The 15,105-nt window shown below is 62.5% G+C and carries 7 protein-coding genes; all 7 read right to left on the reverse strand.

Going from position 1 to position 15,105, the window contains the following annotated elements; translation table 11 throughout:
• Positions 1-204: 204 nt before the first annotated feature.
• Genes ACPTTF_RS24710 through tssF form a run of 7 tightly spaced genes read right to left on the reverse strand, consistent with a single transcriptional unit; the run spans position 205 to position 15,102 of the window.
• Positions 205-5,202 (reverse strand): RHS repeat-associated core domain-containing protein, encoded by a 4,998-nt coding sequence (locus ACPTTF_RS24710; RefSeq protein WP_423368606.1) that lies wholly within the window; start codon positions 5,200-5,202, stop codon positions 205-207.
• Entirely contained in the window at positions 5,199-6,497 is a 1,299-nt protein-coding gene (locus ACPTTF_RS24715) for a hypothetical protein (RefSeq protein WP_423368607.1), read from the reverse strand. Before ACPTTF_RS24715 ends, ACPTTF_RS24710 begins: the two co-directional genes overlap by 4 nt.
• A 16-nt stretch (positions 6,498-6,513) precedes the next feature.
• The gene (locus tag ACPTTF_RS24720; protein ID WP_423368608.1) at positions 6,514-7,137 is read right to left on the reverse strand and encodes a hypothetical protein; all 624 of its coding nucleotides are present in this window, start codon (positions 7,135-7,137) and stop codon (positions 6,514-6,516) included.
• Positions 7,138-7,193: 56 nt separating this feature from the next.
• Positions 7,194-9,467 (reverse strand): type VI secretion system tip protein TssI/VgrG, encoded by a 2,274-nt coding sequence (gene tssI / locus ACPTTF_RS24725; protein WP_423368609.1) that lies wholly within the window; start codon positions 9,465-9,467, stop codon positions 7,194-7,196.
• Entirely contained in the window at positions 9,464-12,124 is a 2,661-nt protein-coding gene (gene tssH, locus ACPTTF_RS24730) for a type VI secretion system ATPase TssH (RefSeq protein ID WP_423368610.1), read from the reverse strand. Before tssH ends, tssI begins: the two co-directional genes overlap by 4 nt.
• A gap of 12 nt (positions 12,125-12,136) precedes the next feature.
• A complete protein-coding gene (tssG, locus tag ACPTTF_RS24735) occupies positions 12,137-13,306 on the reverse strand; it encodes a type VI secretion system baseplate subunit TssG (RefSeq protein ID WP_423368611.1) in 1,170 nt (389 codons plus the stop codon).
• The gene (gene tssF, locus ACPTTF_RS24740) at positions 13,231-15,102 is read right to left on the reverse strand and encodes a type VI secretion system baseplate subunit TssF (protein WP_423368612.1); all 1,872 of its coding nucleotides are present in this window, start codon (positions 15,100-15,102) and stop codon (positions 13,231-13,233) included. Before tssF ends, tssG begins: the two co-directional genes overlap by 76 nt.
• Positions 15,103-15,105: the final 3 nt, after the last annotated feature.

The following is a 15,105-nucleotide window of genomic DNA, read 5'->3' on the forward strand; positions in this document are numbered from 1 at the left end:
GTACCATTTACAGAGTTCAGTGTTGCGCTGAATCGGCTGATCTGCGGCGCGGGACGCAACACCTCCAAATGTACCAGTCATATCGATAATTCACGTTATGTAAAATAACATGCGTGGGTGATCGATCTTCACTGGGCTTCCGTCGAATCGACTGGCTCATCCGACCTGGACATCCTGCGGCTGCCGTAAGGGGTTTGTATCGGATCATAGTTTTTTCAGAAATTTTTTTACTACAGTCTTCAACTGTTCTTCCTTGACCTCCCACGTCTTTGCGGCTGCTTTAAGTGCGTTGTTGTCAGGCATCTTCTTCTTTTGCTTTTCTTCATCCGTCCGTCCCGCGAGAGCCTCCAGGGCCGCTCCCTCCCGTTGAGCCCAGTTTTTCAGCGCAGGTTTTCGTAGATCCCACTTCTTTGCGATATCCCCCAGTCTGGTTGGATCGAGCACCTTTGACTTGTCCGGTTTCCCGTTGTTGTCGAGATTTCCCGCAAAGACGTCATTGATAGCCTCCTCCTTGGCGTTGTCATCGATGATCCCCCGTGGCAAGGCATTTTTCTTGTTTTTGCTGGGTTCGTTCTTTTTGATTTTGCTGGGATGAGGATCGTTTTTATAAAAAACACTCTTCTGTCCCTTATCCGAAATGGCAGGAGTGCTGGGATCGTCAGGGTCAAAACGTTCTTTCCCGGGGGGGATCCGGTTATAGATGGCTTGCAGGCATCCCTCACACACGGGCAAGGTCGGCGCGAAATAAGCACATCCTGCGATGTCCGGTTGCGAATCCGCCCAGCGGAGTGCTCGTTGTTCCGCGTGGTGGTCGGTTGTCTCCGGTTCCTTGTAGTTGACGACTCGATAGTAGGACTCTGGCGCAGGGATATCCCCAGTGCCGGATGCAATAACATGCCCCTTGGAGATGCTTTCCAATTTGCTAAATACATCCTTATCTAACCCTTTCTGCAATTCTGACCATTCCTGGCTCGCGGCAACACCTATGTGGTATGAGCCGTCTTTCTTTTTAAAAATAAATGGTAAAAGAGTCACATTTCTTCTGTCGTATTCGCCCATGGCATTGTGAAAATCTTCGCTCATCTTGTTTGCTTCTTTGCGTACTTTGTCGAATTCGGGGCGCTCATTTTCTGGAACATTGATGAGGTCCTTTGGGAAAAAGGCACCGGGCCGTATTGGATATCTCGGGAACAATTCTCCCGTTGATTTATATTGCCCGTGTTCATCTTTTTCAACGATGACCGGCTCATCTTCTACGGCGTGACCTTCGGGGCCTTCCGAAGCTTTTCCGGCGGACGGATCGCATGACAATCCGAGTACATCGACCTGCACAAGAGGATTCGCAGTGTAAGCGTAGACATTCACCCCTCCTGCTTGACCGATAGGGTCGGATTGCAGGTAACGCCGCAAGGCTGGACTGTAAGTACGGAACCGGTTGTAATGCAATCCCGTTACCTGGTCATACTGGTGGCCGGCAAACCGCAAGTCATAGGTAAGCGAATTTCCGGGCCTTACTTCGATTTGGCCATATGGGTCGATGCTTTCCGCGTACCACACGACTTCACCCGTATCGCTTTCGATCCATTCCGGCATGCCGACCTGGTTTGAAATCACGAAATACTCGGCGCCATTTTCCGGTTTTTCGTCTATCGAAACATAATCGATGAACATGAAAGGCAAAATCGCCGATTCATCTCCGTAAATATAGAGGCGAACCGACCCATCGGATTGTATTTCAGCCGCCAGACGATCATTGTCCCAATAGTAAAATGTGCATGTTCCTCCGTAGGCTTGATAGAGTCTCCTGCAAAGGCCATCGTAGTCTGCTGTCCACGTGTCGGCTCGGTTGCTCCACTCGACAAGTGTCAACAGATCCATGCTGTTGTAGGCGTAGTTCGTGTGGTTGCCGCCCTCGTCGACTTGCCTAGCAATGTGATTTCGGTTGTCATGGTGAAACTGCATTGCTGACGCGGTAGCGAGGCGGTTCCCTTCGCCATAACGGATCGACGCACATTCCGGAGTCGATATCAGATTTCCTGACGGATCGTAAGCGAATCGGCGTGCCGGCCACCCTGCTCGCTTCTCGTGGATTAGTCGATGTGCAGCATCGTACTGGTATTCAATCGCATCCCCTGACGTGCTTGTGACAGTGAGCAGCTCGCCAGTCGCACTGTATGTGTATTGTGTTGCATCAATGGTCTCATGAGCCTCGTCACGCCACACGATACGACCTTCACACTTGCCATTGGCGTCGAATCGACGCAGCACGTTTGTTCCATTTCCTAACTGCACGAGTACATCACCATCTGATGAACGGGCGATCCGGTGTGTGCTGCCCGTCGGAGTGCGGATCACGGTTTCGCCAGCACCATCCGACCCGTAAGAGACAGAAAATCGTTCAAACCAGGTCGTGCTTAAGCGCTTCGTGTTCGCGTACTGATGCTCGATACCGAAGCCGTCACGTTTGTCGGAAACCATTCGACCGAACGAGTCCCATTTCAGGGTTACCTCGAACCGATCGGTGGATGCATTTGTGAAATTCCCCTGAGTATCGTGCTGGTAGTAATGCGTTTCGCCGCTTCTCAACAGCCGTTTACTCGGTAACCCGTTGTCGCCGAACTCAAAGCGCAACAGCCATTCGCCAGTTGCATCGCACTTTTCAACGAGCCGGTCCCCGCCATCGTACTTGTAGGTTTCGCGTATGGCGCCGTGACGGATAACACGAACGAGTCGCCCTCGCAAATCGTGGTCATATCTGCTTTCGTTGCCGACAGGATCGATGACCGCTGAAATTTGGGCCTTGCTTGTATAGCGGTACCGGGTGACTTGGCCGAGCGGGTCAGTTGTGCTCTCGTACAGATTCCACGACGTTATGGCGTAGCGATATTCGCTACCGCCGTTATCGCGCCTCCGAACGACGTTGCCGACTGCATCGCGAGCCAGGTGGTTGATGCCACCGGTTGCCGCCCTGCGAATCATGACTCGCCCGGCAGTATCGTGCTCTTCAGGGAGACTCGCCCGATCGGATGCAGTTGCTCTGAACAGCAACGCGGCATATCGCTCGATGCTGATCGGCAAGAGCAACGTCGCCGGCAGGCGGTGAGGTTCAACTGCCCCCCACTGCTGATCTAGCGATGTGGCAGGTAGCACATGCTCTTTGGGGCTCTGCCTCACCGGTACCTGCGAGTTGGGGGGCCAGCAGTTACCCCAGTGATCGACGCGACCTATGCTACGACCAAGGTTGTCGTAGACCCACCTTAGTTCGCGTCCAACGGCATCGACATCGAGCAGAATGCGTCCATCGGCGCCAGTTACACGATCTACCGCGTGACCATAGGGGTCCACGATGCAGGTCACAGTTTGCGAATCGTCGTATTGAAACGTCCAGATTCCGCCGTCCGGATGAGTGGCAATGGTTCGTCCAGGTTGATAATCGAAGGTAACCCGCCACAAACCGTCTTGCGCTGCCGTCTCGATGCAGCGATCTTCGACATCGTATCGGTAGATAAAGGAAAAGCCGTTTCGATCCGTTTCGCGAACCATCCTTCGCCGGTTGTCATACTCGTAAAACATCGCTGCATCAAGCGGGTCCGTTGCCGCGGACAGGCACCCATGGGAATCGTATGCATACCGGGTGATGCATCGACGAACGCCATCGGTACCCGTCATCACGATCTGTACGATGTGGCCGTGATCGTCGTACACGAAACGAATCAGACGCAATGCCTGTCCGTCTTCGTCGGTCAGTGAAATGCTGTTCAATACACCCGTCACGTCGTAGTGGTGTTCGCTCCTGACGCGTCCTCTGGCATGGCTGACCAGTCGAACCAACGAGCCCGTTGCGCCATGGCGCTCGAAGTCCAGGACTCCGGCCGCTTCATGCCATATCGTAAATCTGCGGTCATCCCGCTGCGCCAGCCTGTAGCCTCCAGAATCGCCTGAATAGTGTCCATCTGGATTTCTCGGAAACTGATATTCCCGATTCAGTGAGTCGACATACACGGCTCGCGTGCGAAACAGGTACAACTCATGTTGGAAGCTGTGGCGAAAGCCAAAACCAATGGCACCGTTCTGGTTGCGCCAACCACTGCAGTAAAAGCGCTCCCAACTGAATCCGGGGGGCGTGGATTCTTGATAGTCGACGAATTCGTTTTCCGACGTGCCTCTGACGACGTCAACAGGATGACCATTCCTGCATGGAGCAGCCGCTTTTCGTCTGGTTGCGATTCGAGTTTTGACTTTCTTCGCGATCCCGTGCTTGGCTCCATGCCACATCATCTGGGAGTCTGGCAGCGGAAACCCACCGATCAACACCGTCGGATTCCCCAGCAGTAATGTCCCCATACTCGGCTCGACACCGGGATCCTTGCCCATCAGATTGCTGAGCATCATGAACACGAGATCTGCGGCCGTCTGCGCGGCCATCATCGCCGCCGTGGCGATCTCTCCTTGCGATGCGTCATCGGCCGCAGTCGTCACCCCCGACGCAGGTCCGAGCGCCGCGTTACCAACCGACCAAGCCTTCCTTGCTCTCCCCAACGCTTTCGCCCGGCCAGTCACCTGCGTCGCCTCGCTCGCTACCTCCTCGCTTTTCTCTGCAGCACTCGCCGCCTCACCACCGGACTTCCCGACATGCCCCATCGGGTTGCAGTGCCGTGTCATGTCGATGCCCATGCGCGCGGCACGCATTCCGCCGATGAACGTATTGCTCGATCCCGTCTGAATGTCGAAATAAGGCGTCAACCCGCCGCAAGTCGGTGCATAGCCGATATCCAGCACGCGGGCGGCCGGAATACCGCCGATCAACACGCTCAGGCAACCGCTGCCGATCGTCAGGCCGACACTGGGCAACGGAAAGCCGTTGCTCGGCGGATGGGCATGCGCATGCGGCGTGCCGAGATGGGGAACGCCGATCGTCGCCGCTGGCATCCCCGGCATCTTGTCGAGAAGCGGGATCTTCGCAATACCGGTATTCAGTAACTGCGACGGCATGCCCTGTACGGAAGCAAGCGCATTCACCGCTTCACTGACGTGGTGGAATGCGCCACCTTCCGATGAGAACGTCTGCTTGAACGGATCGAAGGTCGACTTGACCGTACCGAGCAGCGAATCGCACGCTGTGTCCGTCTTCGATTCAGACGACGCGGTATGAGTCTCGATGGGTTCGGACGCACGCGTCAAACGGCTTACCGTTTCACTCATGGTCGTACTTTCTCGTATCCAGCCGTCGCGTCGCGTATGCCCGGCGCAATGGCTCCCCGCAACCGGGCCACGTACTGCGGATCCTTTTCCAGCTCATACGCCCTCGCCTCGGTTTTCAGCCCGGCATTTCCATAAAGCGACACGAGTCGATCCAGAATGCTGATGCGCTGCCGCTCGCAGCCAAACTGCTCGCACAATCCCTTCGCGGCGATCCAGCTTTTCGCGGCTTCCGCCGCTTGCCCACATGCCAGCAACGCGACACCGCCCTTCTCCATCGCCTCGATCTTCGTATGCACGAGCATCAGCCTGCCTGCCGCCCCGCTCGCCAGATCGAAATAAGTCGTCGCCTTTGCATGCTCGCCGAGCGTGTTGCAACAGCCACCCGTCGCCATCAGCGCATTGAGCACGACCAGCAGATTCCGGCCATCGAGCGCGGCAGGCAGTGCGCGCAGGTACCAGTCCTTTGCATCACGCGGCGACCCGTGACGCAGCGCCACGTCACCCAGGCCGTGCAATGCGACCGCGCAACCGGTCGAATCCTTCCGCTCCGCATGAAATGAAAAGAGCGCGTAGTACTTGCGCTGCGCGTCGGGCAGCCTGCCGTGCGCAAGGTCGATCCCGGCAATCTGCATCAAGGCGTCCATGCGCTGCTCGATCGGATGGGCCGCATCGTTCGCAATGTCGACCAGATGGCGGATCGCCTTCTCTGACGAGAAATCGACTGGAAGAATTAGTACATGCTCGGCCTTTCTGTCGCGCGCAAGCGGAATCAGGCACGGATGTTTCCGGTCATCGCGGATACAGAATCGATGTCCTTCCATCCATTCCTCAAAGCCGTTCAGCGCCAGGCATTGCAGCACCAGCTTCGCGAAGCCGCCGAAATCGCCAACCGGTGACGGCAACCATGCCCAGACGACCTTGGTGCCCTCCGGCATCAGCGTGCGTACGTGCATGACGGCATCGCGCAGCCGTGTCGCCGGCGCGAGCCTCGGGTCGACGCATGTCAACGGCAACGGCGGCCAGCCTGTTTCGCCACGCTCGACACGCGCGCTGCTTGCCTCGTCGATCTGACGTGCAAGCGCCTCCATGCATGTCTGCAAATACGCATCGACAGAGTCGCACGGAAACGGGAAATTCAGGAAAACCGCATCTCCGACGCGTTCGTCGAGCGATTGCATCATCTTTAGAACAGGCACGACGTCGTTGTCAGTTGCTTCGATCAACAGCGTTGGATCGTCGGGTTGATCGATGAACGCTTCGATCGACAATTCGATGGCGGCGAATTCGCGATGCATGGCGTGCGACTGCCTCTCAGTTCAGGCGAACGTACCGGCTGCGCACGACGGTGTCAGCTTCGGTCCGGATATCGACACCGCCTCGCCCGCCTTCCAGTTCGAGCGTCTGTGCACTCAACCGCAGCTTGCCGGCGACTTCGATGTTCACGTTCCGGTTCAGCAGCGTCACGACAGGTCCGTCAGGCGAGGCCCGCACCTGCAGCAGCGGGCAGCCCGATGCATCCGCGATCTGCACGCACTTGTCGGCCTCAAGCGAAATCGCCATCGCGGGCTCGACCACCGGCTCGACCGGTTCACCATGCCCTGTCCGCGTCAGCAGCCCGGCGATCAGATACTCGGGCCAGTTTGCCGGCGATTGCAGCAGCACGCGATCGCCGATGCGGGGCTTCACGCCATCCACGCATTCGAGCCAGCGTTCGCATGGGGTGTCGTCCTGCAATGTCCACTTCACGCGAATAAGTCCCATCGCGTCGGGATGGTGCGTATCGGTCACTTCGCCGATCATCGTCAACGATTCACGGCGTTCTGCAGGCAGCGTGCGATCCGCCGTCGCATCGTTGGCGAACAACCGGCGCAACGCCTCGACCGTTTCCGCTTCGAGCGTTTCATCAGCCATCATCTGATCCGATTCGTTTTCCATCGAATGTCTCCCATGCTTCGAATGCCATCGGGCAGCCGAAAGGCCGCGGGTCGAAATCAATTGATGTGAGCGATCGTCCCTTGGATCGTCACACCTGATCCGTCGAGCGTGATCGAGCCGCCACCGGTCGCCAGAACGATCTTTGTCGCATCGATATTGACGATGCAACTGCTCTGACCGTTATTAATGTTCACCGTCGGCGCTTGAAGATTCGCAGTGGTTTTTCCCGCGAGATTCAGATCGTTTTCGCCGTAGATCGAGACACCTTCGACATAGCCGACTATTCCCACGCCCTTGTTGTATCCGGCTATGGCTACGCCACCACCATAACCTGTCACGCCAACACCGATATCGCCGCCTTCACCGATAACCGAAACCCCGACGTTCTCCTTGTTGATCGACACGCCACTTTCCCCCGCCCCCAAGTCGATATATTTCCCTGCCGCCAATGACGCGACCTGGGCCACGTCGACGGAATGGCTTCCCGTATTGACCTTCGTCGCATACGACCCGGTACCGACGACGTGCGTGCTGTTCCCCTCGACGAAGACGTCATGCGTGCCGGTAACCACCGCCAGGTTGTGATTCCCCTTCGTCACCGTATGCGAACTGTTGCCATCGACAGACACGCTGCGATTCCCCGTCACCCCATGCGTCTCGTTCGCCCCGATCTGCGCGACCCGGTTCTGCCCGATATTCACCGTCTCGTTCTGCCCCACACTCCGTAGCCGGTTGTTCTTCACCTGCATCGTCTCGTCGTTCCCGACGGTATGCATGTGGTTGTTCCCGACCGAAAGCGAATGATCGAGCTCCGTCTCCGCATCGAAATTCCTTTCCGCGTGCATCCAGAGTTGCTCGGCGCCCTTCTTGTCCTCGAACCGGAACGCATTGGCATGGTCAGTCGTCCCGCCCGGTGACGACCGCGACAACAATCCGCTCTGTGTCGCACTCCCCGGCAGCCCCCACGGCGGCATCTTTTCGCCGTTGTAAACCCGCCCGGTGACGATCGGCTCATCCGGATCGCCGTTCAGAAAATCCACGACAACCTCATCGCCCACCCGCGGAATCTGCACGCCCCCGAATCCACCTCCGGCCCAAGGACTCGACACCCGCACCCAGCACGACGAATCCTGGTTGCTTTGCCCATACCGATCCCAGCGGAATTGCAGCTTTATGCGCCCATACTGGTCGGTCCAGATTTCCTCCCCCGGCGGCCCGACCACAGTGGCCGTCTGCGGCCCGTTGGTCCGTGGCCGCGGCGTATCGCGCGGCGACCGGTAAGGCAGGCTCGACGGTTGCACGAGCATCATCGTCTGATGGACCACAGCCTCCGCGCCCGGGTCGCTCGCATACGCGTTCTCCTGAAAGCGGTACTGGCACCGCACGATCAGGTACTCGCGGTTCTGGTCGGCGCGCGGGCAATGTTCGAGCGTGAACAGGTAACCGGGCGCGACACCGCGCACGTCGGTATCTGCACTCGCCCGCTCATGTTCAGCCTGCTGTTCCTCGAGCCGCACGCGGCTGTAATGCGCACCGGGCGCATCGTCGCGATAGCCACCGGGCCACTCGAACGACGCGAAACCGTCGTGATCGTGCCCGCGCGGATCGACCTTCTGCGACGAAAGATCGGCGCGCGGCTTCGTATAGTCGTAGTCGGTGGTCTGGTGCCGGCCGATGCTCACTTCCTGCGCGGGCAGCCAGCCGTCGATGTGCTCCTCGTCGGCGATCGCGGTGCGGTCGCGCGCGATGTACGGAATCGTCTCGTAGCCGGGCAGCACGGTGTGCGACGACATTGCGTCGCCCAGCATCAGCGTATGCGTATCCTCGGCATGCCGGAACCAGAAGTAGATCCCCTCGAACTCCATCAGCCGGGACACGAACGCGGCATCGGTCTCGTTATATTGCACGCAGTAGTCGCGCGGCACATATGATTCGGCGAGGTGGTTCTCGATCGGAAAGCCGTACGTCGACAGTACGTCCTGCACGATCTCCGGCACGGTCTTGTTCTGGAAGATCCGGCAATCGGAGCGTCTCGTCGCGAGCCACAACCATGGCCGCACGATCAACTCGTAGCCGTAGTACCGCTCGGCGCGCCGGCCGGCCAAGGACGCGCGCGCAACGATGCCGTTCAGGTAGCGCGTGGACAAGTCCTGCTGTTCGATCCGCACCGTCACCGGCTTGCCGAGCATGTCCTTCAGCGACAGGCTGTGGCTGTCGGCGAGCGCCTCGATCCGGAATTCGAACAGGCGGCCGAGTTCGTCGCTGCCGTCGAGCGTATGGAACTTGAGATCGTCGCCGTGCGGGCTGTCGAGTGTGAATACGCGATTCAAGTCGTTTCCTCCCCGTCGAACCGGTATGAGAATTCGCCGCCGGCCGCGCTCAGCTCGATCGACGACAGCGTGCGGCCTTCGAGCGTAGCCTGCAGGATCGCGCGGCCGATGCGCGGCATCACGGTATGCGTGAGGATCGCGTCGACCATCCGGCCGCCTGACTCGATCGTCCGGCAGCGTTCGACGACCAGCGCGCTCGCTGCGTCGGTGCAATGCAGCCGGATGCCGTGATGTACATCGATCCGCTGCTCGATCCGCCGCAGCTGCAATGCGACGATCCGCGCAAGCGTCGCATCGGTGAGCGGGTAGTACGGCACGACGGTCAACCGGCCGAGCAGCGCAGCGGGAAACACGTCGAGCAGCGGCGCGCGCAGTGCATCGGCGAGCGTCTGCACGTCAGGCAGGCGCTCGGGGTCACGGCACAGCTGCATCACGCGATCGGCGCCGACATTCGACGTCAGCAGGATCACCGTATGCCGGAAATCGATGTCGCGCCCTTCGCCGTCCTCCATCCAGCCCTTGTCGAACACCTGGAAGAAAATCTCGTGCACGTCGCGGTGCGCCTTCTCGATCTCGTCGAGCAGCACGACGCTGTACGGGCGCCGGCGCACAGCCTCGGTGAGCACGCCACCCTGCCCGTAGCCGACATAGCCGGGCGGCGCGCCCTTCAGCGTCGACACGGTATGCGCCTCCTGGAACTCGCTCATGTTGATCGTGATCGCGTTGTGTTCGCCGCCGTAGAGCGTGTCGGCAAGCGCGAGCGCGGTCTCGGTCTTGCCGACGCCGGACGGCCCGCACAGCAGGAACACGCCATGCGGCTTCTTCGGATCGTCGAGCCTGGCGCGCGCGGTTTGAATGCGCTCGGCGATCAGTTCGACCGCGTGCTTCTGGCCGACGACGCGTTCGCCGAGCGTATCGGCGAGCTTCAGCACGGCCTGCGTTTCGTCGCGCACCATCCGGCCGAGCGGAATGCCGGTCCAGTCGGCGACGACGGCAGCCACGGCGTGCGTGTCGACGGCGGGGAGCACGAGCGGCGCATCGCCCTGCAGGTCGGCCAGCGCCTGCTGCGCGGCCGACAGACGGGTCTGTGCCGCGGTACGTGCATCGGCGTCGAGCACATGCGAGGGATCGTCGTCGAGCAGCAACGCGCGGGCATCGACAATCGCCGTCAATGCGTCGCGTTCGGTTTGCCAGCGGGTGTCGAGACGGTCGAGTTCGGTTCGGGCGGCGGCAATGTCGTGCTCGATTGCATCGCGTCGCGCGATATCGCCGGTGCCGAGCGCGCATTCGCGTCCGATCCGCTCCTGCTCGACGCACAGGCTGTCGATGCGGCGGCGCGCGTCTTCGATCGGCGCAGGCACCGCGTGCTGGCTGACGGCGACGCGTGCGCAGGCCGTATCGAGCAGGCTGATCGCCTTGTCCGGCAACTGGCGGGCGGGAATGTAACGGTGCGACAGCGTGACGGCGGCCTGCAACGCGTCGTCGAGCACGAGCACGCGGTGGTGAGCCTCGAGCTTCCCGGCCAGGCCGCGCAGCATCGTCAGCGCGGCCGCTTCTTCCGGTTCATGCACGTGCACGAGCTGGAAGCGCCGCGTCAGCGCCGGATCCTTCTCGATGTACTGCTTGTACTCGGACCACGTGGTTGCGCCGATGGTGCGCAGCAGGCCGCGGGCGAGCGCGGGCTTCAGCAGGTTCGCGGCGTCGCCGGTGCCGGCGGCCCCGCCCGCGCCGACGAGCGTGTGGACTTCGTCGATGAACAGGATCGCCGGCCGCTCGGACGACATCGCCTCGTCGATCACGCCGCGCAGCCGGCTCTCGAACTCGCCCTTCACGCTTGCGCCGGCCTGCAGCAGCCCGATGTCGAGCAGGTACAGCGCGACGTCGCGCAGCGACGGCGGCACGTCGCCGGCGGCGATCCGCAGCGCGAAACCTTCCGCTACGGCCGTCTTGCCGACGCCTGCCTCACCGACCAGCAGCGGGTTGTTCTGTCGGCGCCGCAGCAGGATGTCGACGATCTGGCGAATCTCGGCGTCGCGCCCGACGACCGGGTCGATCTCGCCGGCCCGCGCGCGGGCAGTCAGGTCGACGGCGAAGCGCGCGAGCGCGGAGCCGTCGGCGGCGGCTGCCGCGCCGCGCATCGCCGTGTCGCCGCCCGGCGCAGCCTGCCCGGCCGGTGGCGCTTCCGGCGAGCCTTCGACGATCGATTCGAGCGCGTCGGCGAGCACGTCCGGCACGATGCGTTCGAATTCGCGCGTGATCGCCACCAGCACGTTGCGCAATTGCGGCGTCTTCAGGATCGCGAGTAGCAGCACCGCGCCGCGAATGCGCGTCGCGTCGTACTTCAACGTCGAATAGACCCATGCGCGTTCGACCGCATCGTCGATATGCACGGACAGATCCGACACCGAGCCCGCGCCGCGCGGTAGCTTGTCGAGCGCGGCAACGAGCCCGCGGTCGATCGCGGCATCGTCGATCCCGAAGTGGCGCAGCACGCGCTGCAGGTCGCCGTCGGGCCGCTGCAGCATCTGCTTGAACCAGTGCGCGAGCTCGACGTACGGATTGCCGCGCAGCCGGCAGAAGCCGGTCGCCTGCTCGAGCGTCTCGTAGAGGAACGGATTCAGCTTTCCGAACAGGTTGACGCGGCCGATATCGGACATGACGGTTCCCGGTTAGGCGGTTTCGCGATGAAGGGGTGCGCCGGCGCGCCGCACGTCGTAGCGGACGACAAGGTCACGCGCGGGGCCCGGCTCGAGCCGCTGCCCGAGCCACGCGGTGCGGCCGATGCCCTGCGGCGCGCCGAGCGCGATCGCCGGTACCGCATCGGCCGCCAGTTCGAGCTGCACGTCCCAGTCGAACTCGATGCCGACGTATTCGCGCACCCATTGCGCGAGCTGCCGGGCATGCGGGCCGCCCGGCAGGAAACGGCGGTACGCGTCGAGCGACAGCGGGCCGAGCACGATCCGGAAGCGCGACTGGGCATCGCGCACCGCGATGCCGAGCGCGACAGCGCCCACTCGCAAGGTCGGCCGCGTCGCGCGGATCGTGCAGCGCTGCGACCGTTCGATCGCGACCCACTGCGGCACGTGCTCGACGATGCGGGCCTCGACACCGAAATGCCGGCGCAGGATCTGCACGAGCCCTTCCGGGTTGCGCGTGTGCCGCACCAGATGGCCCGCATGGAAATAGCGCGCATGCGGTGCAAGCGTGTCGGTGTCGGCGTTGGCCTGCGCGGCCGGTTTGTCGCCATGTGCCGCCCGCCCGATCAGGCTCGCGACATAACCGTCGAACCGCGCACGTTCCGGGCGATCGAGGCTCACCGTCGGCTGCGCGTCGGCCCACGCGCGGTAGAACAGCAGGATCAGCCGGTGATGAAACAGGTCGGCGAACGCGGCAAACGTCGGGTCGTCGTACTGCGCCGCGCGTTCGTGCGCGTATTCGGTCAGGTGTGTCGGTAGTGGCCCGTTCGGGCCGAACAGCCCGAACCCGTGGATCGCGATGCGCGGCGGCATGCCACTGCCCTCGTCGCTCACGCCGGCCAGCATCGACGCGGCGAACGCGAGCGATGGTTGCTGCCCGAGCCGCACCGGCTCGTCGCGCGGCCGCGTGGCATGGCCGAGCGGCGCGCGGCCGGGCGACAGCGCATCGAGCCAGCGCAGCGCCTGGAACAGGTCGTAACCGTGCGGCGCGGCACGCAGGCGCGCCCACCACGCGTCGCGGCGTGCGGCTTCGGCGGCCGGCCCTGCGCCCGGAGACGTGTCGCGCGTCATATCGCGGGCCGCCTGCCGATGCGCGCCGGCCAGTGTGCGAGCGTGCCGCGCTGCGCGCTGGTCAGCACGCATTCGGCAAACGCGTTGATCGACACGTGGCGCGCGAAGAACTGTTCGAGCACCGCGCCGAGCAGGAACGGACTGTCGCCGGAGAACGCATGGTCGTCGACGGTTACGTCGACTTGCACGCCACGCCCGAACATCAGCGGGCCGGACGCCGGCAGCCGGCGGAACACCGGCGAGAACGCCACGCGCAGCACGCCGTCGATCTGCCGGCGCATCGCGGCATCGGCCGGGTCGGCATGCAGGCCGAGCAGTTCGCGCAGCGCATGCGCGCCCTCGTCGTCGTCGAGATCGGTCAGCGTGTGGCGGGCCAGCCCAAGATGGCGGATCAGCCGCCACGCGGTTTGCGCGTCGGCGATCGGCGGGCGCGGCCGCGACGGCCCGCGAATCGCGACGATGCTGTCGACCGGGGCCGACACGCGCAGCGTGAACGTGTTCGCGTCGCCGGGCGGCTGCAGCAGCACGAGATCGCGGTTCGTGCACAGCGTGTCGGCGGCCAGGTAGCGCATCGTCTCGTCGTACGGTGCACATTGGCTGTCGACGAGCGACACGTAGGTCTCGCTGCCGACGTAGCCGGTGCGCGTGCCGTTCGCGCGCGCCTGGGCGGAGACGAGCCTCGGCTCGCGCCGCACCGTGTAGTACGCGCCATGATTGCCGTCGTCGCTGGCGAACGACGCGTGAAACGGCCGGAATTCGCGTGACTGGCCGTCGTCGCGCTGCTCGCTCGCGAGCCGCTGCACCGCATAGACCTCGTAGTCGAGCGGCCGGCTACGATCGACGACGACATGGTGTTCACGGGCGCCCGGCTGCAGCGCAATGCGATCGGCTCGGCGCGCGAACAGGTTCACGGCCGGCGTGCAGTTCAGCGCGAGGTGGCGCGCGCTGACGGCCGCTTCGAGCGCCGCATCGTGGCGGTCGAACAGCACCGTCAATTCGAACTCGTCCCCGGTCGCACGTGCGAGCGCGGCACGCAGTCCGCCGATGCTGAAGAACAGGAAGCGCGCAGGAAACGCGAAATACTCGCGCAGCAGCCGGTAGCCGTGGAAGCTGCGGCCGTCGTCGGGCAGGATCGCCTGCGCCGGGTCGAATCCCTCGTGGACGATCGCGTCGGCATCGAGCGTATGCAGCCAGCGCGGCGGCTGCGCCGGATCGTGGCACACGACGCCGAGCGCGTGCGCGGCGATCAGTTCGAGCAGATGCAGCGCGTCGCGCTCGGGGCCCGCGAGATGGAAGGTCAGGCGCTCGAGCGGCAACTGGGAGAGTTTGGCGCCGCCGCGCGCCTTCAGCCGGATGCGCAGCGCGCCGCGCACGTCCTGTCGCGCGGCGAAGGCGCCACGCGGCAGCCACGACGGCGCACCGGTGACGGTCGCATCGGTCAGTTCGAGCGGCCACAGCGTCAGGTCGTGTGCGGTGCGGAATTCGCACGCGGTTTGCTCGGACGCCGCCGGACGCGCGCGCAGCGCCGTGCCCGCCGGCAGCCGCCAGCCTTGCGCGAGGCTGCCTTCGTTCAGCATCGGCGCGAACCGCACGATCGCCATCGACGGCAGCGGCGCGATATAGCCGGGATACACGGCATCGAGCAGAGCCTGCGTGAAGCGCGGAAACTCGGCGTCCATCTTGAGCTGCACGCGTGCGGTGAGAAAGCTGAAACCTTCGAGCAGCCGCTCGACGTACGGGTCGGGCGGCCCCGATTCGTTGAGCCGCAGCCGCGCGGCCACTTTCGGGAACTGCTGTGCGAATTCACCGCCGAGCTCGCGCAGGTACGTGAGTTCGCGGTTGTAGTAGTCGAGCAGGCGTGTATCCATCGC

This window comes from Burkholderia crassaminum, assembly GCF_964265005.1.
Lineage (GTDB): Bacteria > Pseudomonadota > Gammaproteobacteria > Burkholderiales > Burkholderiaceae > Burkholderia.